Genomic DNA, 22,537 nt, shown 5'->3' with positions numbered 1-22,537 from the left:
GTGGTACCGCCCGCGTCATTACCGGCACGGTACGCGGCCGATCGCGGGCGGCCCAATCCCCGAGGTCTCCCGCCGGGGGCGGCCCGGTCCGCTATTCGGTGAGACGCCCGGTGAGCTCCTGGGCCAAGTCTTCGGCGTTCGCCTGGAGTTCTTCGCTTTCGGGAATGTCCTTTTTGTTGGTCGACCACTCGTCGTACTCAATGGTGGCGATCACGTTCGAGGAGCGGAAGACGACCGTGATGTCGCGGTGGATTCCGGAGTCCTTGGTGATCAGCTGGTCGTCGAGGAACGCGTCGTCGGCGAGGTCGTCGAGGCGGCGCGGGGCGGTGGCGTCCGGGTTCTCCGACGCGCTTCCGTCGCTTGAGCTGCTCTCATCGTCGCCCGCGCCCGGGCTGCTTGTGCGGCCCTTGTCGCCGGTGTTGCCCTTCTCACTTCCGGCGCCGCTCCTGCCGCCGTCCGGGCTCGCGCCACCCTTGCCGCTCGACCCGCTCGATTCGGCCGACGCGCTCGCCCCGGCGTCGGGGGAGGAGGATGCGTCGTCGTCCGACGCGCCCGCGGAGGGCGAGGCCGGGGCGTCCGGAATATCCGCGGCGGCCGCCTTCTTCTCGTACAGCTCCAGCGCCCGGTCGTCGTCGCTCACGGACGGGTCGTACGAGACGACGCGCTCGAAGTCCAGCGTCAGATAGCGGGTGCCGCTCGGCGTCGCGAGCTTCCAGCGGCAGCCGTCGCGCCGGTCTATGTCGTACGTCACGGTCGCCTGGCCGTCGTACGCCTTGTCGTCCTGGGTGCCGCCGGGCAACAGCTTGCGCAGGGTCTTGGCGCTCACGGCACCGCACGCCTCGGGGAGGGAGTTGTACCGGCCGGGCTCGGCCGAGACCGACGTACCGGAGTCGTCGGAGGCGCTGTCGTCGCCCCCGGGCTTGGAGCCGGAGCCGGTGCACCCGCTGAGTCCCGCGGCGGCGAGCACGGCGATGAGCAGGGCGGCGGCCGGGGTGGCGCGCCGTCCACGGGCCGTTCGCTGCGCTGGCTGCACTATCCGTGTCCCTTCGAGCGAAAACTGCTTGCCGTCCGTAGGCGATGACTGAAGACAATGTGTACCGCACGGCCCGCCGCATCTGCCGGTCGGCCGTCGCGAATGGGGCCGTGGGCCCGGTTTTTGCGTTTTCAGTCTTTCGCGGGGGAATGAGTAAAACATGTCGTATGCAGAGGTGCCCGGGGCGAAAGTCCCGATCCGGATGTGGGCGGACCCCGCGACGGTCGAGGGCGTGGCCATGCAGCAGCTGCGGAACGTGGCCACGCTGCCGTGGATCAAGGGCCTGGCCGTGATGCCGGACGTGCACTACGGAAAGGGCGCCACCGTCGGCTCGGTGATCGCGATGCAGGGGGCCGTGTGCCCGGCCGCGGTCGGCGTGGACATCGGCTGCGGGATGTCGGCGGTCAAGTCGTCGCTCACCGCGGACGATCTGCCGGGCGATCTGTCGCGGCTGCGGTCCAGGATCGAGCAGGCGATTCCGGTGGGCCGGGGGATGCACGACGACCCGGTCGACCCGGGGCGGCTGCACGGGTTCGGGACCGCCGGGTGGGACGACTTCTGGGGGCGGTTCGGGGGAGTGGCCGAGGCGGTCAAGTTCCGTCAGGAGCGGGCCACGAAGCAGATGGGGTCGCTCGGTTCGGGCAACCACTTCATCGAGTTCTGTCTCGATGACGAGGGTTCGGTCTGGCTGATGCTGCACTCCGGTTCCCGGAACATCGGCAAGGAACTGGCCGAGTACCACATCGGCCAGGCCCGCGGACTGCCGCACAACCAGGATCTGGTCGACCGCGACCTGGCCGTCTTCATCGCCGGCACCCCGCAGATGGCCGCCTACCGGCACGATCTGTTCTGGGCGCAGGAGTACGCCAAGTACAACCGCGCGATCATGATGTCGCTCTTCCAGGACGTCGTGCGCAAGGAATTCGCCAAGGCCCGGCCGGTCTTCGAGACGGTCATCTCCTGTCACCACAACTACGTGGCCGAGGAGCGGTACGAGGACATGGACCTGCTGGTGACCCGCAAGGGCGCCATCCGCGCGGGCAGCGGGGACTACGGGATCATCCCCGGTTCCATGGGCACCGGTTCGTACATCGTCCGCGGCCTGGGCAACGAGGCGTCGTTCAACTCTGCCTCGCACGGCGCCGGCCGGAAGATGAGCCGGAATGCGGCGAAGAAGCGTTTCTCGACGCGGGACCTGGAGGAGCAGACGCGAGGCGTGGAGTGCCGTAAGGACTCCGGCGTCGTGGACGAGATCCCGGGGGCGTACAAGCCCATCGAGAAGGTCATCGACCAGCAGCGGGACCTCGTCGAGGTGGTGGCCCGGCTCAAGCAGGTCGTCTGCGTCAAGGGGTGATGCGCGCGGGGCCGGGGTCGTGCGTGACCGGCGGCCCCGGCCTCAGCGCTCCCGGTGGACCTTGTGCTGGGCGGCCTGGGCGCGGGGGCGGATCACCATCAGGTCGACGTTGACGTGGGAGGGCCGGGTGACGGTCCAGGCGACGGTGTCGGCGACGTCGTCCGCGGTCAGCGGCTCGGCCACGCCCTCGTAGACGGCGGCTGCCTTGCCCTCGTCTCCGCGGAACCGGTTCACCGCGAACTCGTCCGTCATGACCATGCCCGGCGCGATCTCGATCACCCGCACCGGCTCGCCGCACAGCTCCAGCCGCAGCGTGCCCGCGATCGCGTGCGCGCCGTGCTTGGCGGCCACGTAGCCGCCGCCGCCCTCGTACTGGATGTGGCCCGCCGTGGAGGACAGCACCACGATCGTGCCGTCGCCGGACGCGATGAGGGCGGGCAGCAGGGCCTGCGTCACATGGAGCACGCCCATCACGTTGACCTCGTACATCGCACGCCAGTCGGCCGGGTCGGAGGTCGCGACGCTCTCGGCCCCGATGGCCCCGCCCGCGTTGTTGACCAGCACGTCACAGCGGTCGAAGTGATCGGCGAAGGTGGCGACGGCATCCCGGTCGGTGACGTCCAGGACGTACGGCACGGCCTCGTGCCCCGCCTCCGCCAGCTCCGCCGCCAGCGCCTCGATGCGGTCCTTGCGGCGCGCGGCGAGGACGACGCGGAATCCGGCCGCGGCGAGCCTGCGGGCGGTGGCCGCCCCGATCCCACTGCTGGCCCCGGTGATGACTGCGGTACGGGTGGTCATCGGCCCTCCTGTGGCGACGTGGCGTGCGTGATCGCGGTACGGAAATCGCACGGTGATCCATACGCAGGATATGACCTTCTGATTTGCGGCCGATCGGGGGACTGAAGATCGCAAACCGCTATCCGGCCCTGGCCCCGGGGAAGGGTGCACTGCGTCCGGCGCGCCGCCGGTCTCGGAGTGACCCATGCCCAAGGAGTGAATTCAGGTCATGACCCATCAGAACAGAACGCTGTACCGGTCCCGTCGGTCCTTCCGCCGCTGGGGCGTCGCCTCCGCCGGAGCCCTCGCGGCGGCGGCGCTGGTGGCCGGCGCGCCGTCGGTCGCATGGGCCGCGGGCACTACGCCGAACTCGTCGTCGGCCTCCGTATGCCCCCAGGACCACGAGCGGCACGGGGACCGCGACCATGGGGATGGCCAGCAGCACGGCAACAACCACCAGCAGCACGACAACGGCCAGCACAACAACGGGCAGCAGCAGCAGGGCCACGGGCAGCAGCAGGGCAATGGCCAGCAGCAGCACAACAATGGCCAGCAGCAGGGCCACGGCCAGCAACACAACAACGGCCAGCAGCACGACAACGGCCAGCACAACAACGGGCAGCAGCAGCAGGGCCACGGGCAGCAGCAGGGCAATGGCCAGCAGCAGCACAACAACGGCCAGCAGCAGGGCCACGGGCAGCAGCAGGGCAATGGCCAGCAGCAGGGCAACGGGCAGCAGCAGGGCCATGGGCAGCAGCAGGGCAATGGCCAGCAGCAGGGCAACGGGCAGCAGCAGGGCCATGGGCAGCAGCAGGGCAATGGCCAGCAGCAGGGCCACGGCCAGGCGGCCCATGGCCAGCACGGCAACGGCCAGATGACCAACAGCCAGATGACCAACGGCCAGATGACCAACACCCAAGCGGCCAACGGCCAGGCCGCCCAGAACGGCCGCCAGGACGGCCGTCCGCAGCGCTGGCAGCGCGAGAACAGCGCCCCGCAGGGCCACGGCTACCAGCAGCGCGCCATGGGCCAGTACGGCGAGTCGGCCCAGACCGAGATGGCCCCGCAGGACCGGTTCGGCGCCCCGTCCGCCCACGGTGACCACCAGGACGACCACGCCCGCCAGGACCACCAGGCCCAGCAGAACCACCAGTCCGGCACCAACAACGCGCAGAGCACGAGCGGGCCGGTGACGCTGGAGCGGGCCGTGGAGATCGCCGAGTGCGAGGTCGGCGGCCACGCCATCAGCGCCGAGCTGGTGGACGACTGCCCCGAGGACGACCCGCAGCAGAACAACCACCGCAAGGACGACCACCGCAAGGACCAGCAGCACCGGGACTCGCGCCACAACGACGAGCAGCGCGGCGAGAAGCGGCACGGCGACCACAAGCAGCAGGAGCCGCGCCACAAGGACGACGACCACAAGGTGTGGGCCGTGGACGTCGAGTGCGGCGACACCGTCACCCGGGTGCTGATCGACCCGGACACCGGCTGCGTCCTCAGCTCAACTCAGCAGGAGGAGGACGAGGAGCACGGGCACCACGGGCGTCCGCTCACCTTCTAGGCGCGTACATGATCACGGCGACACCGGCCAGGCAGATGAGCGCACCGAGAACATCGAATCGGTCGGGCCGGTAGCCGTCGGCGACCATGCCCCAGGCGAGTGATCCGGCGACGAAGACGCCGCCGTACGCCGCGAGGATGCGGCCGAAGTTCGCGTCCGGCTGGAGCGTGGCGACGAAACCGTAGGCGCCGAGGGCGACGACCCCGGCGCCGATCCAGGCCCATCCCCTGTGCTCGCGCACACCCTGCCAGACCAGCCAGGCGCCTCCGATCTCCAGGAGGGCGGCCAGGACGAACAGGCTGACGGAGCGTGCGATGAGCATGGGGGAAGGCTAGATCACGGCCCGCTCAGGGCCAGACCAGGCAGTACGGCTGGTGGCCCGCCTCGTGCAGCCGGTGGCTGAAGTCCTGCCACTCGTGGAGCAGTTGGTAGACCAGGAACGCGTCGCGCGGACCGCCGCGGTCCGGGACCGTGGACCAGATGAAGGCGGCGGCTCCCACCGCCTCCTCACCGACGCCGCGCAGCGGGTCGACGGCGGTCATCGGCAGCTTGACGACGGCGTAGTCCGGGTGCAGGACGACCAGTTCGAGCGGGGGCACCTTGTGCAGGGGGACGCCCTCGATGCCGGTGAGGACCATCGCGGCCACCGTCTCCGGCTTGATCTTGGTGAACATGCCGTGGCCCAGCTCGTCGCCGCCGAGTTCCTCGGGGCGCATGGAAATGGGGACCCGGGCCGCGGTGGCCCCGTCGGGCGCGCCGAAGTACTTGTAGGTCACCCCCATGCGGCCCCCGCTCCTGCTTGCCCTGCCCGCGTCTTCTCGCCGATGGCGTCCGGGGCGGGCACGCTCGGGGCCTCGATCGTCAGTCCCTTCACCCAGTTCGCCACCGCGATGCATATCTCCACCCGACCACTCGCGGCCGCCGCCGCGCAACCCGAACATTGCGACTGATCAAACTGATCAATATGACTGAGACCTCCCCCGCGTCGGCGTTGTGAAACTCCCGGCGGCAGGACTCCGTCACCCTCTGACAACATGGCTTGCGTGAGCTATCCGTACGCAGCCCCAGTTTCGCAGACGCTTTTCGATCGTGCGGCCGTCGTGACGCCCGGCGGCGTGAACTCTCCGGTCCGGGCTTTCCGCGCCGTCGGAGGTACGCCCCGCTTTATGGTCTCCGGTGACGGTCCGTACCTCACCGATGCCGACGGCCGCGAGTACGTCGACCTCGTGTGTTCGTGGGGACCGATGATCCTCGGCCATTCGCACCCCGAGGTGATCGCGGCCGTGCAGGCCGCCGTCGCACGTGGTACGTCGTTCGGTACGCCGGGTGAGGGCGAGGTCGAACTCGCCGAGGAGATCGTGGCCCGGGTCGGCCCCGTCGAGCAGGTGCGCCTGGTGTCGTCCGGCACCGAGGCGACGATGTCGGCGATCCGGCTGGCCCGCGGGTTCACCGGCCGCCCCAAGGTGATCAAGTTCGCCGGTTGCTACCACGGCCATGTGGACGCCCTGCTGGCCGCGGCCGGGTCCGGGGTGGCGACCTTCGGGCTGCCGGACACCCCCGGGGTGACGGGCGCGCAGGCGGGGGAGACCCTCGTGCTGCCGTACAACGACCTGGAGGCGGTGCGGGCGGCGTTCGCCGCGCACCCGGGCGAGATCGCCTGTGTGATCACCGAGGCGGCGCCGGGCAACATGGGCGTGGTGCCGCCGCTGCCGGGGTTCAACGCGGGCCTGAAGCAGCTGTGCTCCGACAACGGCGCGCTCTACATCTCCGACGAGGTCATGACCGGCTTCCGGGTCTCCAGGGCCGGCTGGTTCGGGCTCGACGGGGTCGTACCCGATCTGATGACCTTCGGGAAGGTCATGGGCGGCGGCTTCCCGGCCGCGGCCTTCGGCGGGCGCAGCGACGTGATGGCGCAGCTCGCCCCGGCGGGCCCGGTCTACCAGGCGGGCACGCTGTCCGGGAATCCGGTCGCGACGGCGGCCGGTGTGGCGCAGCTGCGGCTGCTGGACGACGCGGCGTACGGACGAGTCGACGCGGCCTCCGCGCAGCTGCGGGCGCTGGCGACCGAGGCGCTGGAGAAGGCGGGCGTCGCGCACAGGGTGCAGAACGCGGGCAGCATGTTCACCGTCTTCTTCACCGACGAGGACGTCACGGACTACGCCAAGGCGAAGGCGCAGCAGGCGTTCCGCTTCACCCCCTTCTTCCACTCGATGCTGTCCCAGGGCGTCTATCTGCCGCCGTCGGCCTTCGAGTCGTGGTTCGTCTCGACGGCCCATGACGAGCGGGCGCTGGAGCGGGTGGCGGAGGCGTTGCCGGGGGCGGCGCGGGCCGCCGCCGAGGCGGCTGAATGATGGGTGACATGACACAGAGCGAGAACGACATCACCGTCGTCCATGTGATGCGCCACGGCGAGGTGGAGAACCCGGAGGGCGTGCTGTACGGGCGCCTGCCGGGCTACCACCTGTCCGAGCTGGGCCGCCGCATGGCCGACCGGGTCGCCGAGCACCTCGCTGAGCGCGACATCACCCATGTGGTCGCCTCCCCGCTGGAGCGGGCCCAGGAGACGGCCGCGCCGATCGGCAAGGCGCACGGTCTGGACGTGGCCGTCGACCAGCGGCTGATCGAGGCGGCGAACGCCTTCCAGGGGAAGACCTTCGGAGTCGGCGACGGGGCGCTGCGCAGGCCGTCCAACTGGCGTCATCTCACCAACCCCTTCCGTCCCTCCTGGGGCGAGCCGTACATCGACCAGGTGGTGCGGATGATGGGGGCGCTGGGCGCGGCGCGCGACGCCGCCCGTGGGCACGAGGCGGTCTGCGTCAGTCATCAGCTGCCGATCTGGATCGTGCGCAGCTTCGTGGAGCGGCGGCGGCTGTGGCACGACCCGCGCAAGCGGCAGTGCACCCTGGCCAGCCTCACCAGCTTCACGTACCGCGGCGACAAGATCGTGTCCGTCGGGTACAGCGAACCGGCCCGTGACCTGGTCCCGGCTCATCTCCTCGCGGGAGCGAAAAAGGTGAAGGGTGCCTCCAAGGGGGTCGGCGCGTGATCAGCACGCTGTAGGCGCCTCATCGCAGGGGGTCATCGATCCCGGGCTATTGTGCCGGGACTGTAATTGAGCGCGTCCGTTCGGAACCCCGCTATTCGTCTCGCCATCTCAAAGGTCGTCCGTGCCCGGACAACCAGTACGGCGAGTGCGAATTGAGGACGCTATGCGTGAGGTCAGCCGGAGGGGGATCCTCGGTCTCGGTATGGGGGCGGTCGCGTCGCTGACCGCTGTCGGCTGCTCGTCATCGGGGTCGGGCAAGGCGGCGCCGAAGAGGACGGCGCAGGCAAAGCCGATAGGTGATGGTTCCACTTCCCGTGGGGTGAGCCGGCCGAAGGATCCCGAGCCGGAGCGTCTTGAGCGGGGGCAGAAGCCGCCGCAGTTCGTGGTGTTCTCCTGGGACGGCGCGGGAGAGGTCGGCAACGGCCTCTTCCCGCGTTTCCGGAAGCTCGCCAAGGATCACGGCGCGACCATGACGTTCTTCCTCTCCGGCCTTTACTGCCTGCCGGAGTCGAAGAAGTCGCTCTACAAGCCGCCGAACAACCCGGTGGGCGCCTCCGACATCGGCTATCTCTCCGACGACCACATCAAGGCGACGCTGCGGAACGTGCGTCTGGCCTGGTTGGAGGGGCATGAGATAGGGACCCACTTCAACGGTCACTTCTGCTCCGGCCGCGGCACCGTCGCCGACTGGACGTCCGCCCAGTGGGAGTCCGAGGTCGAGCAGGCCGTGTCGTTCGTCACGCGGTGGCGTACGAACACCGGATTCACGGATGTCGATCCGCTGCCCTTCGATTACCGCGAGGAACTGGTCGGTGGGCGCACTCCCTGTCTGCTGGGGCAGCAGAATCTGCTGCCGACCGCCCGCAAGCTCGGCTGGCGCTATGACGCCAGTTCGCCCGGCGGCCGCCAGGTGTGGCCGTCGAAGAAGCAGGGGCTGTGGGACTATCCGCTGCAGCAGATTCCCTTCCCCGGGCATTCCTTCGAAGTGCTGTCGATGGATTACAACATCCTGGCCAATCAGTCGCGGAATTCCACGAACGCGCCGCCCGCCAACTACCCGGGCTGGCGCAAGCAGGCCACCGATGCCTACATCGCCGGTTTCCAGCGGGCCTATGAGACCAATCGCGCCCCGTTCTTCATCGGCAACCACTTCGAGAAGTGGAACGGCGGCATCTATATGGACGCCGTCGAGGAAGCGCTCAAGCACATGGCCGACGAGAAGCACAAGGACGTGCGGCTGGTGTCCTTCAAACAGCTCACGGACTGGATGGACGCGCAGGACCCGGCGGTCCTCGCGGAGCTTCAGGGGTTCGACGTGGGCGAGGCATGGCGCGTGAGCGGCCGCTGACCGCCCCGCCCCGGGCCGGCGGGGCCCGCGGCGCAGGGACTTGTGATGCCCGGGCCGGGGAGGCGCCGAGGGGGGTGGGGAAGATCCCCAAAAGGGCCATGCGAAACTTTTCACATGAGTGCCTGCCGCGCCCCTCGGCGCCTCGCGACCTTCCGTCGCGCAACCGTGCTGGCCACCGGGGCCGCGGTTGCCGCGCTGTCCCTCTCCGCCTGTGGTAGCGGCGGCACCTCGGGCGGCTCGGCCGATACCAAGTTCGTGCAGGGCAAGGGCGGTGTCGACACCGTGCCCAAGAAGGACCGCCAGGAGGCCCCCGAGCTGTCCGGCAAGACCCTCGAGGGCAAGCCGCTCGACGTGGCCGACTACAAGGGCAAGATCGTCGTCCTGAACGTATGGGGTTCGTGGTGCGCGCCCTGCCGGGCCGAGGCCCCGAACCTCGCGAAGGTCGCCAAGGACACCAAGGCCAAGGGCGTCCAGTTCATCGGGATCAACACGCGCGACGGCAATCGGGCCCCCGCGCTCAGGTTCGAGAAGGCGTTCAAGGTCGACTACCCGAGCCTGTACGACCCGATCGGCAAGCTGATGCTGCGCTTCCCCAAGGGAAGCCTCAACCCGCAGGCCATCCCGTCGACCATCGTGCTGGACCGGGACGGCAAGATCGCGGCCCGCGCGCTCACCCCGCTCAGCGAGGACAGCATGCGCAAGATGGTCGACCCGCTCATCGCGGAGAAGTGACCTCTTGTGATGACGCTCGCCGCCACAGGCGCGAATGAGACGGTGATGACCGGCGCGCTGCTGCTCGCGCTGCCGATCGCCGTCCTCGGCGGACTGGTCTCCTTCTTCTCCCCCTGCGTGCTGCCCCTGGTGCCGGGCTACATGTCGTACGTCACGGGGATCACCGGTACGGATCTGGCGGAGGCCAGACGCGGCCGGATGGTCGCGGGCGCCTCGCTCTTCGTGCTCGGCTTCACCGCCGTCTTCGTCTCCGGCGGAGCCCTCTTCGGCCACTTCGGCTGGACCCTCCAGGAGCACAAGGAGACCCTCTCCAAGATCCTCGGGGCCGTCACGATCCTGATGGGCCTGGCCTTCATGGGGCTGCTGAAGGGCTTCGGCCAGCGGGAGTTCCGCTTCCACATCACGCCCACGATGGGGCTGGCGGGCGCACCCGTGCTGGGCGCCCTGTTCGGCGTGGGCTGGACGCCGTGCCTGGGGCCCACCCTCACCGCCGTCCAGGCGCTGGCGTTCAATGAGGGGAGCGCCGGTCGCGGCGCTCTGCTGACCGTCGCGTACTGCGTCGGGCTCGGGCTGCCGTTCGTCGCCGTCGCGGTGGCCTACCGGCGCGCGCTGGGCGCCTTCGCTTGGGTCAAGCAGCACTACGTGTGGGTGATGCGGACCGGCGGCGGTCTGCTCATCGCACTGGGGGTGCTGCTGCTCACGGGCGTCTGGGACAGCATCATGAGCGACACGCAGAGCTGGGCTCAGGGCTTCAACGTTGGGATCTGATCCATGTCCACCACCGATACCGACTCCGCGGCCGGGAAGGCGGCCGAGAACGCGGCCGAGCAGACGGCCGACGGCGGCGCGGGCGCCGAGGAACGCGAGCTGGGCGCCGCGGGCTCGCAGCTTTCCACCGCCCCCGCCGAGGAGATCAGCGTCCCCTCGCTGGGGCCGCTCGGCTGGGCCAGGTGGTTCTGGCGGCAGCTGACCTCGATGCGGGTCGCGCTGCTGCTGCTCTTCCTGCTCTCGCTGGGCTCGATCCCGGGCTCGCTGATCCCGCAGACCAGCATCGACCAGCTCAAGGTCCAGGACTTCAAGGACAAGCACCCGACGCTCACCCCGGTCTACGAGAAGCTCCAGCTCTTCCACGTCTACAGCTCGGTGTGGTTCTCGGCGATCTACATCCTGCTGTTCATCTCGCTCATCGGCTGCATCGTGCCGCGCACCTGGCAGTTCGTGGGCCAGCTGCGCGGCCGCCCGCCGGCCGCCCCGCGCCGGCTCACCCGGCTTCCCGCGTACACCACCTGGCGCAGCGACGCCGAGCCGGAGAAGGTGCTGGAGGCCGCGCAGCGGATCATGAAGCGGAGGCGCTTCCGCAGCCGGATCACCGGGAACGCGGTCGCCGCCGAGAAGGGCTACCTGCGCGAGGTCGGCAATCTGCTGTTCCACACCGCGCTGATCGTGCTGCTGGTCTCCTTCGCCGCGGGCCAGCTGTGGAAGACCGAGGGCAGCAGCCTGATCACCGAGGGCGGCGGCTTCTCCAACAGCCTGACCCAGTACGACGACATCAAGACCGGGCAGCTGTTCAAGAGCGAGGACCTGGCGCCCTTCAGCTTCCAGCTGGACCGCTTCCACGCGACCTACGAGCGCAGCGGCCCCCAGATGCGCACGCCGCGCACCTTCCGCGCCGATGTCACCTACTGGGACGGGGCGGACGGGCCCGCCCGCAAGACCTCGATCAAGGTGAACGAGCCGCTGGAGATCCAGAACTACAAGGTCTTCCTCCTGAACCACGGCTACTCGCCGGTCGTCACGGTCCGGGACGGCCAGGGCAACGTGGTCCACAAGGGGCCGGTGGTCGGGCTGCCGATCGACGGGGCCAACCTCACCGAGAGCATGGTGATCAAGCTCGGTGACTACCGCGACAAGAACGGCAAGCGTGACCAGGTCGCGTACCAGGGGCAGTTCCTGCCGACCTGGGTGCGCAGCAAGGGCATGTTCTCCCAGTTCCCGGCGCTGGACAATCCGGCGCTGGTGCTGACGGCCTACCACGGCAGCCTCGGCATCGACGGCGGCACTCCGCAGAGCGTGTACCAGCTCGACAAGTCGCGGATGAAGCAGTACCGGGAGGCCGACGGGAAGACCAAGTTCGCCCGGGCGCTCGCGCCCGGCGACACGATGAAGCTGCCGGGCGGCGAGGGCTCGCTGACCTTCGACGGCGTCAAGAGCTGGGCCAGCTTCCAGATCTCGCACAAGCCGGGCGACCAGACCGCCCTGCTGGGCGCCGTGGGCGCCCTGGTGGGCCTGGTCGGCTCGCTGTTCATCCAGCGCCGCCGGATCTGGATCCGGGCGGTGAAGGGCTCGGACGGCGCGACCGTCGTCGAGATGGCCGGGCTCGGCCGCAGCGAATACGCCAAGCTCCCCGAGGAGCTGGGTGATCTGGCCGTCCGGCTGCAGACGGACGCGCCCCCCACAGCAGAACCGGAAGACGGCCCTGACGAGGACGGCCCGAAGGCCGCGTCGACCCCCGGAGACACCGAAGAGCCTGCACACCCCGCAGATCCCGCAGAAGGAGCGAGCGCGTGAACCTCGCGGCCGCAGTCAACGAGAATCTCGCCCATTACAGCAATGTGCTGATCTACACGGCGATGGCGATCTACACCCTCGCCTTCCTCGCCCATATCGCCGAGTGGGTCTTCGGCAGCCGCAGCGCCGTGGGCCGCACCGCCGCCGCGCTCACCACCGAGACCGGGGCCGCCAACCGCGCCTCGGTCACGGTGCGGACCGCCGAGAAGGGCGGCGGCACCGCCGTGCTGGAGCGCCCGAAGGTCATCACCCGGTCCGCCGCGGGCAGCCGCGACGTCCCGGACGGGCCGGGCGCCGCGGGCGGCACCGAGCAGGGCGATGTCTACGGCCGGATCGCGGTGGGCCTCACCGTGCTGGCGTTCCTCACTCATGCCGGTGGTGTCCTCACCCGCGCGCTGTCCGTGGAGCGCGCGCCCTGGGGCAACATGTACGAGTTCTCCACGACCTTCGCCATGGTCGCGGTCGCCACGTACCTCGTGCTGCTCGCGCTGAAGAAGAACGTGCGCTGGATCGGTCTGCCCCTGGTCACCACGGTCCTCCTCGACCTCGGACTCGCTGTCTCTGTCTTGTACACCGACAGCGACCAATTGGTTCCGGCCCTGCACTCGTACTGGCTGTGGATCCACGTCAGCTGCGCGATCATCTCCGGCGCCGCGCTGTACATGGGAGCCGTCTCCACGCTGCTCTACCTCTTCCGCGACCGGTACGAGGCGCAGCTGGAGAACCCGGAGGGCAAGCAGTTCCGCCAGGGCGTCAAGTCCGTGCTGGCGCGGGTGCCGTCGGCGGCGTCGCTGGACAAGTTCGCGTACCGCATCAACGCCACGGTCTTCCCGCTGTGGACCTTCACGATCATCGCGGGCGCGATCTGGGCCGAGGCGGCCTGGGGCCGTTACTGGGGCTGGGACCCCAAGGAGGTCTGGTCGTTCATCACCTGGGTCGCCTACGCCTGCTACCTGCACGCCCGGGCGACCGCGGGCTGGAAGGGCCGCAAGGCCGCGTACCTCGCGCTGATCGCCTTCGCCTGCTACCTGTTCAACTACTACGGCGTCAACATCTTCATCACCGGCAAGCACTCCTACGCCGGAGTCTGACCCCGGCGTATCGCCCCCGACGCCCGCGCCGCCCGCGCCGTCTTCAGGACGCCGCGGGCGGCGTGCTGTCGTCCGGGCCGCCCTCGCCGCCCTTGCGGCGCAGCTCCTCCTCGCGGCGGCGCAGATCCGCCTCCCAGCTCTTGAGCAGCTCCTCGTCGCGGCCCTCGGGCGCCTCCGCGCCGCGCGCCTCCGGCGCGTCCTCCGGGGACTTCGGCGCGTCCCCCAGGGACTTCAGGAACTCCGGGTTGTCGTCCGGGGCGACCCACTCGCGCCGCGCCGCGGCCGTCGTGGCCCGCTTGCCTCCCACCAGCAGCCAGGAGATCGAGCCCACCACCGGGAACAGCAGGACGAGGATCGCCCAGAGCGGCTTGGGGATATAGCGGACGTCCTGCTCTTCGGTGGTGATGCAGTCGATGAACGCGTAGATGCTGAGTGCCAGCGGCACCAGGATCATCAGCACCCGGAGCATGAGGCGATCCCCCTGCGTGTGGTGTTCGGGGCGGTTCCGGCGGGCCCCAGTTACGGGACCAGGGTAGTGCGTACCGGATACTGGGACGCATGGCTTATGACGATCTTCGTTCCTTTCTGCGGGCGCTCGACAGGGAAGGCGACCTCAAGCGCGTCAAGGCCGAAGTCGATCCGTATCTGGAGATCGGCGAGATCGTCGACCGCGTGAACAAGGCGGGCGGTCCCGCGCTGCTCTTCGAGAACGTCAAGGGCGCGGCGATGCCGCTGGCCATGAACGTGTTCGGCACGGATCGCCGGCTCCTCAAGGCCCTGGGTCTGCGCTCGTACGACGAGATCAGCGAGAAGATCGGCGGGCTGGTCAAGCCCGAGCTGCCGCAGGGCTTCGGCGGGCTGCGCGAGGCGTTCGGCAAGCTCGGCTCCATGGCGCACGTACCGCCGAAGAAGGTGAAGGAGGCGCCGGTCCAGGAGACCGTGCTGACCGGCGACGACGTCGATCTCGACGCGCTTCCGGCGCTGTTCACCTGGCCCGAGGACGGCGGCTCGTTCTTCAACCTCGGCCTCACCCACACCAAGCATCCGGAGACCGGGGTGCGCAACCTCGGCCTCTACCGCCTCCAGCGCCATGACCGCCGCACCATCGGCATGCACTGGCAGATCCACAAGGACAGCCGCAACCACTACCAGGTCGCGGCCCGGCGCGGGGAGAGGCTGCCGGTCGCGATCGCCTTCGGCGCGCCGCCCGCCGTGACGTACGCGTCGACCGCCCCGCTCCCCGGTGACATCGACGAGTACCTGTTCGCGGGGTTCGTGCAGGGCCGGCGGATCGAGATGGTCGACTGCAAGACGGTGCCGCTCCAGGTCCCGGCCGCCGCCGAGGTCGTCATCGAGGGCTGGCTGGAGCCCGGGGAGATGCTGCCGGAGGGGCCGTTCGGCGACCACACCGGCTTCTACACGCCCCAGGAGCCGTTCCCGGCGCTGACCATCGACTGTGTGACGATGCGGTCCCGTCCGCTGCTCCAGTCGATCGTGGTGGGCCGTCCGCCGACCGAGGACGGGCCGCTGGGGCGGGCGACCGAGCGGTTCTTCCTCCCGCTCCTTAAGATCATCATCCCGGACATCGTGGACTACCACCTGCCCGAGTCGGGCGGCTTCCACAACTGTGCGATCGTCTCGATCGACAAGAAGTACCCCAAGCACGCGCAGAAGGTCATGCACGCCATCTGGGGCGCCCACATGATGTCGCTGACCAAGCTGATCGTCGTCGTCGACGCGGACTGTGACGTACACGATCTGCACGAGGTGTCCTGGCGCGCGCTGGGGAACACCGACTACGCCCGCGATCTGACCGTGGTCGAGGGCCCGGTCGACCATCTCGACCACGCCTCGTACCAGCAGTTCTGGGGCGGCAAGGCGGGCATCGACGCGACCGCCAAGTGGCCCGAGGAGGGCTACACCCGCGACGGCGGCTGGCCGCACATGGTCGAGTCCGATCCGGAGGTGGCCGATCGGGTGACCCGACGCTGGAAGGAATTCGGACTGTGACCTCCGCCGCGGCCGCCGTGCCCCAACCCGGCCGGACCAGGTCGTTCCTGCGCCTGGTGATGATCGAGCATTCCGTCTTCGCGCTGCCCTTCGCGTACACCGCCGCGCTGACCGCGATGCAGCTGTGGGACGGCGGCGTCCACTGGATCAAGCTGCTGCTGATCACGGTCGCGATGGTGGGCCTGCGCACCTTCGCGATGGCCGCCAACCGGATCATCGACCGCGAGATCGACGCGCGGAACCCCCGGACCGCCTCCCGCGAGCTGGTCACCGGCGCGGTCTCGGTGCGCACCGCCTGGACCGGGGCGCTGGTCGCGCTCGTCGTCTTCCTGGGCGCCGCCGCGCTGCTCAACCCGCTGTGCCTGGCGCTGGCGCCGGTCGCGGTCGTCCCGATGGTGGTCTATCCGTACGGCAAGCGGTTCACCGACTTCCCGCACGCCATCCTGGGCCTCGCCCAGGCCATGGGCCCGATCGGGGCCTGGATCGGGGTCACCGGGGAGTGGTCGTGGGACGCGGTGATCCTCGGCCTCGCGATCGGCATCTGGATCGGCGGGTTCGACCTGATCTACGCCTGCCAGGACGTGGCCGCCGACCGGGCGCACGGGGTGCGGTCGGTACCGGCGCGTTTCGGCATCGCTGGGGCGCTCCACGGGGCGCGCGCCTGCCATGTGATCACCACGCTGCTGCTGGTCTGGTACGCGCTGGCCACCGGCGCCGGGGTCTTCTTCTGGCTGGGGCTGGTGATCGTGGCGGCGGCGTTCGCGTATGAGCACACGATCGTGCGCCCGGACGATCTCTCCCGCCTGAACCGCGCCTTCTTCACGGTGAACGGCTTCATCGGAATCGCCCTGTTCTGCTGCGCTCTGCTCGACCTGGTGGTGCGGGGCCTCGGCCCGTGAGAGCCGCCGGATAGGCTCGGTGTGTGGAGCCGCCGCACAGGCCGAACAGGCCGCACGAAGAAGTGAGCAGACGCCGGCCCTGGGTGGTCGGCGTGTCCGGCGCGTCCGGGACGCCGTACGCCGCCTCGGTGCTGCGCGCGCTGCTGCACGCGGGGGAGGCCGTCGACCTCGTCGTCAGCCGCTCCTCGCGGCTGACGCTGCTGGACGAGACGGGGATCGGCTTCCGGGACGCGCGCTGGCGGGAGGATCTGCGCCGCTGGCTGGCGCGCGGCGCGGACGGTACGCCCGACGCCTTCGACGTACCCGTGGACGCGGCGGATGTGCGGCACTGGGCGGCCGGGGACCTGGCCGCCGGGCCGTCATCGGGCAGTTACGCCGTCAAGGGGATGCTGATCGTCCCCGCGAGCACCGCGTGTGTGGCCGGGGTCGCGCTGGGGCTGTCGAAGGATCTGCTGCAGCGGGCCGCGAGCGTGACGCTCAAGGAGCGGCGCCCGCTCGTGGTGTCGGTGCGGGAGACCCCGCTGAACGGGCAGACCCTGCGGCATCTGGTGACGCTGGACGAGGCGGGCGCCGTGGTGCTGCCCGCCTCGCCGGCGTTCTACGCGGGGGCGACGCACATCCAGGACCTGGTGGACTTCGTCGCGGGGCGGGTGCTGGACGCGGCGGGGGTGCCGCACAAGCTGTACCGCCGGTGGGAGGGGGAGCTCGGTGGAGACCGGGGACCGGATGAGGCCCCCTAGCGCGTCCAGCGCTTCCTGGCGCGGGCGGCGCGGGCCGCGACGACGGCCGCGCGGCGGGCCGTGCGGGAGACGGGACGGTCGGGGGTGCGGATCACGGCACGCGAGCGGCCGGCCAGTTCCCGCAGCTCCAGCATGCGGGCTTCAAGACCTTCGATCGTGTACACGGTGAGTTCTCATCTCCTGAGGTAACAGGCCGAACGCCTAGAGGATTTGCAGGACTTGTGGTCCTGATGCCTTAGATTCTACATGTAATGACGCTCTAACCCTGAATAATGGAAGGCGCACGGCATATGGACGCGGTGGACAGGCAGCTCATCCAGGCCCTGCGGGAGAACGGCAGGGCCTCGTACGCGGAGCTGGGCAGGCTCGTCGGCCTCTCCGGGCCCAGCGTCACGGACCGGATCAACCGCCTGGAGGCGGCCGGGGTGATCACCGGCTATCGCGCGACCGTGGACGCGGCCTCCCTCGGGCTCGGCGTCACCGCCCTCATCGGCATCCAGCTCTCCGACGCCACCGACCACGAGGAGTTGGCGCACCGGCTGCGCGACCTCTCCGAGATCGAGGACTGCTGGTTCATCGCGGGCGACGACTCGTACATGCTCAAGGTGCGCGCCTCGGACGTGGACGGTCTGGAGCGCACGATCCGCAGACTGTCCGGCACCAAGGGCGTCTCCCGGACGCGTAGCACGATCGTGCTGTCCACGAAGTGGGAGAACCGGGTCGGCGAACTTCCCGAGGACACCGAGGCGTAGTCTCGGCTTCAGGCCGACACCGGCACGACGACGTAGGGCCAGACGTATGGGAGGCGGCCGTCGCATGAGCGCAGCGACACACGACGCGGGTTTCAAGCGCGAGTTGGAGCAGAAGGTTCTCGCGGGGGAGCGGCTCACCCGTGAGGACGGCCTCGCCCTGTACGAGTCCGACGACCTGGCCTGGCTGGGCGGGCTCGCCCACGAGGTGCGCACCCGCAAGAACGGCGACGTCGTCCACTTCAACGTCAACCGTCATCTCAACATGACGAACGTGTGCACCGCGTCCTGCGCCTACTGCTCCTTCCAGCGCAAGCCGGGGGAGAAGGACGCGTACACGATGCGCATCGAGGAGGCCGTCCGCCTCGCCAAGGCGATGGAGAACGACAAGCTCACCGAGCTGCACATCGTCAACGGGCTGCACCCCACCCTGCCGTGGCGCTACTACCCGCGGTCGCTGAAGGCGCTCAAGGAGGCGCTGCCCGCGGAGGTGTCGCTGAAGGCCTTCACCGCCACCGAGATCCACCACTTCGAGAAGATCTCCGGGATGTCCGCGTCCGAGATCCTGGACGAGCTGATCGACGCCGGTCTGGAGTCGCTGACCGGCGGCGGCGCGGAGATCTTCGACTGGGAGGTCCGGCAGCACATCGTCGACCACGACACCCACTGGGAGGACTGGTCGCGCATCCACCGGCTGGCGCACGAGAAGGGCCTCAAGACCCCGTGCACCATGCTGTACGGGCACATCGAGGAGCCCCGGCACCGGGTGGACCACGTGCTGCGGCTGCGTGAGCTGCAGGACGAGACCGGCGGCTTCCAGGTCTTCATCCCGCTGCGCTACCAGCACGACTTCGTGGACATGCAGGACGGCAAGATCCGCAACCGGCTGCAGGCGCGCACCTCCATGGCGACCGGCGCGGAGGCGCTGAAGACCTTCGCGGTCTCCCGGCTGCTGTTCGACAACGTCCCGCACGTCAAGGTCTTCTGGGTGATGCACGGGGTGCAGACCGCGCAGCTCGCCCTCAACCACGGCGCGGACGACATGGACGGCTCGGTCGTCGAGTACAAGATCACGCACGACGCGGACAACTACGGCACGCCGAACAAGCTGACCCGCGACGATCTGCTGGACCTGATCCGGGACGCGGGCTTCCGCCCGGTGGAGCGCAACACCCGGTACGAGACCATCCGCGAGTACGAGGGCCCGGACCCGGCCCGGCGCGAGTCGCCGCAGCCGATGCGGGTGTGAGGCCCACCGTCTGAGGGGCGGCGCGGCGGGTACCCGGGGGCCATGAGCGCCCGTACCGCCCCGGAGGACGCGTACACCGCCGAGCCCTTCGTGCCCGGCGGCGCCGGTCTGGACGCGCTCCGGGAGGCGGCCGCCGGATGCCACGGCTGTCCGCTGCACCGCGAGGCCACCCAGACCGTGTTCGGCGCGGGCGCCCCGGACGCCCGCGTCCTCCTCGTCGGCGAGCAGCCCGGCGACCAGGAGGACCGGCAGGGCAAGCCGTTCGTCGGGCCGGCGGGCAGGGTGCTGACCCGGGCGCTGGACGAGGCCGGGGTGGACCCGGACGAGACGTACATCACGAACGCCGTCAAGCACTTCAAGTTCACGGTCGTCCCCGAGCGCGGCAAGCGGCGCATCCACAAACCGCCCAGCCTGCGCGAGATGACCGCCTGCCGTCCCTGGCTGGTCGCGGAGGTGGCGGCGATCGACCCCGAGATGATCGTGGCGCTCGGCGCGACCGCAGGGAAGGCGCTGCTGGGGTCGTCGTTCCGGGTGACCGAGCAGCGCGGGATGCTGCTGCCGTGCCCGGCGCTGGACGACCACGAGATGGTCGCCACGATCCACCCGTCCGCCGTGCTGCGGGCCGACGACCGCGAGGCGGTCTACCAGGGGCTGGTGTCGGACCTGCTGGTCGTGGCCGAGGCACTGGGCTGAGGACTCCGACACCTGCTCGGATATCGTCGTCCGCATGCCGCTGACGTTCGACCTCGATCCCGAGACCACCCCTGAGCTGCTCGACTCGATCCGTACGCTCTGGGCCGACGTCTCGAACGCGGGCGGGGCGGTCGGCTTCGTACCCCCGGTGACCACGGAGGACGTACGGCCCGAGCTGATCAAGCACCTGACCGCGATGGCCGAGGGGCGCACCCGGCTGCTCGTCGGCCGGGACGAGACCGGCGCGGCGGCCGCGACCGCCTTCTTCACCCTCAACACCCACCGGCTGATGCGGCACTGGTGCTGGCTCTACAGCGTGATGGTGCACCCCTCCCACCAGGGCAAGGGCTACGGCCGCGACCTGATGGCCGCCGTCGAGGAGGCCGCGCGCGGGATGGACGGCATCCGGGGGATACGGCTCACCTGCCGGGGCGGCACCGGGGTGGACCGGTTCTACGCCGGGTGCGGCTACAAGGAGGTCGGCCGGGTGCCGGGGGCGATCAAGGTCGCGGACGACGACTTCCGCGACGACATCACCATGTGGCTGCCGCTGACCTGAGCGCCGCCGAACCGGCTACCGCTGAATTGATCAGAAACCGGACGTGATTCACTGGGAGGGCAGGAACTTCCAGCAGAAAGAGGACCCCGCCGTGTCCCTCAAGCCGAGCGCCACGTTCCGCTACACCAGCATGCGCCTGGGGATCTTCGCCGGTTGCTTTCTGATCATGTGGGGCCTGGTCTACTTCCGCGTGGTCCCCGCCGGCCTCGGCGCCTCCAACCTGTTCTGGGTCGTCCTGCTCGCGCTGGTCGTGTCCGCCCCGCTCAGCTTCGTCCTGCTGCGCAAGCAGCGCGAGGCCATGGCGGTGCAGGTCGCCGAGCGCGTGGACCGGGCCAAGGAGCGGCTGGCGGCGAGCCAGAGCCAGGAGGACGGCGCGCAGGACGGCGCACAGGCCGGCGCGCGCAACAGCGCGTAGGACGGCGTGTAAGGCTCCTCACACCCCGCACACGTTTCCGGCGCCCCCTGGGCCAGCAGCCGCTGGCTCAGGGGGCGTTGAGCTGTTTCCGGCCACCTCGGCGGGCCCCTGGCCCGTCCGATACGTCAAAGATTTTCTTTGGGTTCCCCAAAGACGCGGTGTTAATGTACTTGTCATGAAGACAGCAGCCGCGCCCCGTAACGCAGCGAGCGTTCCGCTCGTGGCGCGCCTGCACATCGATCTTTGCCGCTGCCGGTCCGCGGCCTGTCAACGCCGCTGACCCCTCTCGTACAGCGGCCGGAGATCCCGTACGGACTCCTGGCTTTCTCTCGCCCTTCTTACCTCCCCCGGAGTGTGTCCGTTGTCGTCCCTCCCCGAGACGTCCGGCCGGACGTCGTCCTTCCGCCTGCCCAAGGTGCCGTTCTGGGCGCAGATCCTGCTGGGTCTCGTCCTCGGCGTGGTGCTCGGCTGGGTCGCCCGCAGCGGCGACGTCGGCTGGCTGGTCACCACGCTCGACAAGATCGGCTCGATCTTCGTCCAGCTGCTGAAGCTCGCCGTCGCCCCGCTGGTCTTCTTCGCGATCCTGATATCGATCACGAACCTGCGGAACGTCAGCAACGCCGCCCGGCTGGCCACCCGCACGCTGCTGTGGTTCATGGCCACCTCGCTCATCGCGGTCGCCATCGGCCTGGCCATCGGCCTGCTCACCAACCCGGGCGCGGGCACCGGCCTGACCGCGAAGGACGGCGCCAAGCCGGACCACGCCGGGTCCTGGCTGGACTTCCTCACGGGCATCGTGCCGACGGACGTCATCACGCCGTTCACCGATCTGCAGGTGTTGCAGATCGTCTTCATGGCCGCCGTCGCGGGCGTCGCCGCCCTGCAGCTCGGCGAGAAGGCGCAGCCGATCCTCACCCTGAGCCAGTCGGTGCTGGAGCTGCTGCAGAAGGCCCTGTGGTGGGTCATCCGCCTCGCCCCGCTGGGCAGCCTGGGGCTCATCGGCTCCGCCATCGCCGAGTACGGCTGGAACCTCATCAGCAAGTACGCGACCTTCACCGCCGACGTCTACATCGGCTGCGCACTGGTGATGTTCGGCGTCTACCCGCTGCTGCTGGCGACCGTCGCGAAGGTCAACCCGCTGAGCTTCTTCAAGGGCGCCTGGCCCGCGATCCAGCTGGCCTTCGTCTCCCGCTCCTCGGTCGGCACCATGCCGCTCACCCAGAAGGTCACCGAACGCCTGGGCGTGCCCAAGGAGTACGCGTCCTTCGCGGTGCCCTTCGGCTCGACCACCAAGATGGACGGCTGCGCCTCCATCTACCCGGCCCTCGCGGCGATCTTCATCGCCGAGATCTTCGGTGTGCACCTCGGGGTCGGTGACTACCTGCTGATCGCCTTCGTCTCGGTCATCGGCTCCGCCGCCACGGCCGGTCTCACGGGCGCGACGGTCATGCTCACCCTGACCCTCTCCACCCTCGGCCTCCCGCTGGAGGGCGTCGGCCTGCTGATGGCGATCGACCCGGTCCTGGACATGATGCGGACGGCCACCAACGTCGCCGGACAGGCCCTGGTGCCGGTCGTGGTCTCGGCCCGCGAGAAGATCCTCGACCACGACGCCTACACCCACGCCACCTCCTCGCCCCTGGACAACCGCGACGAGGCGGCCGCCGAGCCGGAGCGCCAGCTGGCCACCGCGTAGCGATCGCCCCGTAC

Annotated in this window: 24 protein-coding genes; 18 read left to right on the top strand and 6 right to left on the bottom strand. The window is 69.7% G+C overall.

The features are described from left to right. Positions 1-91 precede the first annotated feature (91 nt). Positions 92-1,033, bottom strand: coding sequence for a DUF3558 domain-containing protein (locus tag ABZ562_RS29025; protein WP_361485145.1), 942 nt, complete (start codon positions 1,031-1,033; stop codon positions 92-94). A gap of 160 nt (positions 1,034-1,193) precedes the next feature. Here ABZ562_RS29025 and ABZ562_RS29020 point away from each other — a divergent pair, with 160 nt between their 5' ends. Continuing rightward, entirely contained in the window at positions 1,194-2,387 is a 1,194-nt protein-coding gene (locus tag ABZ562_RS29020) for an RtcB family protein (RefSeq protein ID WP_361485143.1), read from the top strand. Positions 2,388-2,429: 42 nt separating this feature from the next. Here the strand turns inward: ABZ562_RS29020 and ABZ562_RS29015 are convergent, their stop codons facing one another. Continuing rightward, positions 2,430-3,185, bottom strand: a complete 756-nt coding sequence (locus ABZ562_RS29015) for an SDR family oxidoreductase (RefSeq protein ID WP_361485141.1) — start codon at positions 3,183-3,185, stop codon at positions 2,430-2,432. A 208-nt stretch (positions 3,186-3,393) separates the two neighbouring features. Between ABZ562_RS29015 and ABZ562_RS29010 the strand changes: the two genes are divergently transcribed. Beyond that, positions 3,394-4,728, top strand: a complete 1,335-nt coding sequence (locus ABZ562_RS29010; protein ID WP_361485139.1) for a hypothetical protein — start codon at positions 3,394-3,396, stop codon at positions 4,726-4,728. Here the strand turns inward: ABZ562_RS29010 and ABZ562_RS29005 are convergent. Further along, positions 4,718-5,050 (bottom strand): YnfA family protein, encoded by a 333-nt coding sequence (locus ABZ562_RS29005; protein ID WP_361485137.1) that lies wholly within the window; start codon positions 5,048-5,050, stop codon positions 4,718-4,720. The two genes, ABZ562_RS29010 and ABZ562_RS29005, sit on opposite strands and share 11 nt — an antisense overlap. Positions 5,051-5,075: 25 nt before the next feature. After that, positions 5,076-5,624 carry a hypothetical protein gene (locus ABZ562_RS29000; RefSeq protein ID WP_078510346.1) on the bottom strand — a complete coding sequence of 183 codons (549 nt, stop codon included), beginning with the start codon at positions 5,622-5,624 and terminating at the stop codon, positions 5,076-5,078. Positions 5,625-5,762: 138 nt separating this feature from the next. Here ABZ562_RS29000 and hemL point away from each other — a divergent pair, with 138 nt between their 5' ends. The 7 genes from hemL to ccsB all read left to right on the top strand — a co-directional run bounded on the left by hemL (position 5,763) and on the right by ccsB (position 13,513). Beyond that, positions 5,763-7,079 (top strand): glutamate-1-semialdehyde 2,1-aminomutase, encoded by a 1,317-nt coding sequence (hemL, locus tag ABZ562_RS28995; RefSeq protein ID WP_361485135.1) that lies wholly within the window; start codon positions 5,763-5,765, stop codon positions 7,077-7,079. An 8-nt stretch (positions 7,080-7,087) separates the two neighbouring features. Continuing rightward, complete coding sequence (locus tag ABZ562_RS28990) at positions 7,088-7,774, top strand: histidine phosphatase family protein (RefSeq protein ID WP_199831076.1); 687 nt, start codon at positions 7,088-7,090, stop codon at positions 7,772-7,774. A 163-nt stretch (positions 7,775-7,937) separates the two neighbouring features. After that, positions 7,938-9,122: a hypothetical protein gene (locus ABZ562_RS28985; RefSeq protein WP_361485133.1), complete on the top strand. Its 1,185-nt coding sequence runs from the start codon at positions 7,938-7,940 to the stop codon at positions 9,120-9,122. Positions 9,123-9,236: 114 nt separating this feature from the next. After that, entirely contained in the window at positions 9,237-9,854 is a 618-nt protein-coding gene (locus ABZ562_RS28980) for a TlpA disulfide reductase family protein (protein WP_361485131.1), read from the top strand. A 9-nt stretch (positions 9,855-9,863) separates the two neighbouring features. Next, on the top strand, positions 9,864-10,622 hold the full coding sequence (locus ABZ562_RS28975) for a cytochrome c biogenesis protein CcdA (RefSeq protein ID WP_361485129.1): 759 nt from the start codon (positions 9,864-9,866) through the stop codon (positions 10,620-10,622). Between the two features lie 3 nt (positions 10,623-10,625). Next, on the top strand, positions 10,626-12,422 hold the full coding sequence (locus tag ABZ562_RS28970) for a cytochrome c biogenesis protein ResB (RefSeq protein WP_361485127.1): 1,797 nt from the start codon (positions 10,626-10,628) through the stop codon (positions 12,420-12,422). Beyond that, positions 12,419-13,513 carry a c-type cytochrome biogenesis protein CcsB gene (gene ccsB, locus ABZ562_RS28965; protein ID WP_361485125.1) on the top strand — a complete coding sequence of 365 codons (1,095 nt, stop codon included), beginning with the start codon at positions 12,419-12,421 and terminating at the stop codon, positions 13,511-13,513. The genes ABZ562_RS28970 and ccsB overlap by 4 nt, the downstream gene beginning before the upstream one ends. Before the next feature lie 43 nt (positions 13,514-13,556). Here ccsB and ABZ562_RS28960 read toward each other — a convergent pair whose 3' ends face one another. Next, positions 13,557-13,982 carry a PLD nuclease N-terminal domain-containing protein gene (locus ABZ562_RS28960; RefSeq protein ID WP_361485123.1) on the bottom strand — a complete coding sequence of 142 codons (426 nt, stop codon included), beginning with the start codon at positions 13,980-13,982 and terminating at the stop codon, positions 13,557-13,559. A gap of 89 nt (positions 13,983-14,071) precedes the next feature. Between ABZ562_RS28960 and ABZ562_RS28955 the strand changes: the two genes are divergently transcribed. The 3 genes from ABZ562_RS28955 to ABZ562_RS28945 all read left to right on the top strand — a co-directional run bounded on the left by ABZ562_RS28955 (position 14,072) and on the right by ABZ562_RS28945 (position 17,162). Beyond that, on the top strand, positions 14,072-15,523 hold the full coding sequence (locus tag ABZ562_RS28955) for a menaquinone biosynthesis decarboxylase (protein ID WP_361485121.1): 1,452 nt from the start codon (positions 14,072-14,074) through the stop codon (positions 15,521-15,523). Next, a complete protein-coding gene (mqnP, locus tag ABZ562_RS28950; protein WP_361485119.1) occupies positions 15,520-16,422 on the top strand; it encodes a menaquinone biosynthesis prenyltransferase MqnP in 903 nt (300 codons plus the stop codon). The genes ABZ562_RS28955 and mqnP overlap by 4 nt, the downstream gene beginning before the upstream one ends. A gap of 62 nt (positions 16,423-16,484) precedes the next feature. Further along, positions 16,485-17,162 carry a UbiX family flavin prenyltransferase gene (locus tag ABZ562_RS28945; protein WP_361485117.1) on the top strand — a complete coding sequence of 226 codons (678 nt, stop codon included), beginning with the start codon at positions 16,485-16,487 and terminating at the stop codon, positions 17,160-17,162. Here the strand turns inward: ABZ562_RS28945 and ABZ562_RS28940 are convergent. Next, a complete protein-coding gene (locus tag ABZ562_RS28940) occupies positions 17,159-17,326 on the bottom strand; it encodes a hypothetical protein (protein ID WP_361485115.1) in 168 nt (55 codons plus the stop codon). The genes ABZ562_RS28945 and ABZ562_RS28940 overlap by 4 nt on opposite strands. A gap of 126 nt (positions 17,327-17,452) precedes the next feature. On the opposite strand from ABZ562_RS28940, the gene ABZ562_RS28935 reads away from it, so the two are divergent. The 6 genes from ABZ562_RS28935 to ABZ562_RS28910 all read left to right on the top strand — a co-directional run bounded on the left by ABZ562_RS28935 (position 17,453) and on the right by ABZ562_RS28910 (position 22,523). After that, on the top strand, positions 17,453-17,914 hold the full coding sequence (locus ABZ562_RS28935) for an Lrp/AsnC family transcriptional regulator (RefSeq protein WP_055555933.1): 462 nt from the start codon (positions 17,453-17,455) through the stop codon (positions 17,912-17,914). A gap of 64 nt (positions 17,915-17,978) precedes the next feature. Beyond that, positions 17,979-19,160: an aminofutalosine synthase MqnE gene (gene mqnE / locus ABZ562_RS28930; RefSeq protein ID WP_361485113.1), complete on the top strand. Its 1,182-nt coding sequence runs from the start codon at positions 17,979-17,981 to the stop codon at positions 19,158-19,160. Positions 19,161-19,202: 42 nt separating this feature from the next. Next, positions 19,203-19,853 carry a UdgX family uracil-DNA binding protein gene (locus ABZ562_RS28925; RefSeq protein ID WP_361485111.1) on the top strand — a complete coding sequence of 217 codons (651 nt, stop codon included), beginning with the start codon at positions 19,203-19,205 and terminating at the stop codon, positions 19,851-19,853. 34 nt (positions 19,854-19,887) lie between these two features. Next, positions 19,888-20,412 carry a GNAT family N-acetyltransferase gene (locus ABZ562_RS28920; RefSeq protein WP_361485109.1) on the top strand — a complete coding sequence of 175 codons (525 nt, stop codon included), beginning with the start codon at positions 19,888-19,890 and terminating at the stop codon, positions 20,410-20,412. A gap of 130 nt (positions 20,413-20,542) precedes the next feature. Then, on the top strand, positions 20,543-20,827 hold the full coding sequence (locus tag ABZ562_RS28915; protein WP_055556158.1) for a DUF4229 domain-containing protein: 285 nt from the start codon (positions 20,543-20,545) through the stop codon (positions 20,825-20,827). Positions 20,828-21,179: 352 nt separating this feature from the next. Beyond that, positions 21,180-22,523: a dicarboxylate/amino acid:cation symporter gene (locus ABZ562_RS28910; protein ID WP_361485107.1), complete on the top strand. Its 1,344-nt coding sequence runs from the start codon at positions 21,180-21,182 to the stop codon at positions 22,521-22,523. Positions 22,524-22,537 lie beyond the last annotated feature (14 nt).

The sequence above is a fragment of the Streptomyces sp. NPDC019937 genome, from assembly GCF_040631655.1.
In the GTDB taxonomy this organism is placed as follows: Bacteria; Actinomycetota; Actinomycetes; order Streptomycetales; family Streptomycetaceae; genus Streptomyces.
This window is presented reverse-complemented; position numbering and strand designations above follow the sequence as displayed.

Excerpts from the sequence above, each read along its gene's own strand:
- ABZ562_RS29020 (WP_361485143.1), top strand. The coding sequence starts at position 1,194 with ATGTCGTATGCAGAGGTGCCCGGGGCGAAAGTCCCGATCCGGATGTGG.
- ABZ562_RS29015 (WP_361485141.1), bottom strand. The coding sequence starts at position 3,185 with ATGACCACCCGTACCGCAGTCATCACCGGGGCCAGCAGTGGGATCGGG.
- ABZ562_RS29010 (WP_361485139.1), top strand. The coding sequence starts at position 3,394 with ATGACCCATCAGAACAGAACGCTGTACCGGTCCCGTCGGTCCTTCCGC.
- ABZ562_RS29005 (WP_361485137.1), bottom strand. The coding sequence starts at position 5,050 with ATGCTCATCGCACGCTCCGTCAGCCTGTTCGTCCTGGCCGCCCTCCTG.
- ABZ562_RS29000 (WP_078510346.1), bottom strand. The coding sequence starts at position 5,624 with ATGCATCGCGGTGGCGAACTGGGTGAAGGGACTGACGATCGAGGCCCC.
- hemL (WP_361485135.1), top strand. The coding sequence starts at position 5,763 with ATGGCTTGCGTGAGCTATCCGTACGCAGCCCCAGTTTCGCAGACGCTT.
- ABZ562_RS28990 (WP_199831076.1), top strand. The coding sequence starts at position 7,088 with ATGACACAGAGCGAGAACGACATCACCGTCGTCCATGTGATGCGCCAC.
- ABZ562_RS28985 (WP_361485133.1), top strand. The coding sequence starts at position 7,938 with ATGCGTGAGGTCAGCCGGAGGGGGATCCTCGGTCTCGGTATGGGGGCG.
- ABZ562_RS28980 (WP_361485131.1), top strand. The coding sequence starts at position 9,237 with ATGAGTGCCTGCCGCGCCCCTCGGCGCCTCGCGACCTTCCGTCGCGCA.
- ABZ562_RS28975 (WP_361485129.1), top strand. The coding sequence starts at position 9,864 with ATGACGCTCGCCGCCACAGGCGCGAATGAGACGGTGATGACCGGCGCG.
- ABZ562_RS28970 (WP_361485127.1), top strand. The coding sequence starts at position 10,626 with ATGTCCACCACCGATACCGACTCCGCGGCCGGGAAGGCGGCCGAGAAC.
- ABZ562_RS28960 (WP_361485123.1), bottom strand. The coding sequence starts at position 13,982 with ATGCTCCGGGTGCTGATGATCCTGGTGCCGCTGGCACTCAGCATCTAC.
- ABZ562_RS28955 (WP_361485121.1), top strand. The coding sequence starts at position 14,072 with ATGGCTTATGACGATCTTCGTTCCTTTCTGCGGGCGCTCGACAGGGAA.
- ABZ562_RS28935 (WP_055555933.1), top strand. The coding sequence starts at position 17,453 with ATGGACGCGGTGGACAGGCAGCTCATCCAGGCCCTGCGGGAGAACGGC.
- mqnE (WP_361485113.1), top strand. The coding sequence starts at position 17,979 with ATGAGCGCAGCGACACACGACGCGGGTTTCAAGCGCGAGTTGGAGCAG.
- ABZ562_RS28925 (WP_361485111.1), top strand. The coding sequence starts at position 19,203 with ATGAGCGCCCGTACCGCCCCGGAGGACGCGTACACCGCCGAGCCCTTC.
- ABZ562_RS28920 (WP_361485109.1), top strand. The coding sequence starts at position 19,888 with ATGCCGCTGACGTTCGACCTCGATCCCGAGACCACCCCTGAGCTGCTC.
- ABZ562_RS28915 (WP_055556158.1), top strand. The coding sequence starts at position 20,543 with ATGCGCCTGGGGATCTTCGCCGGTTGCTTTCTGATCATGTGGGGCCTG.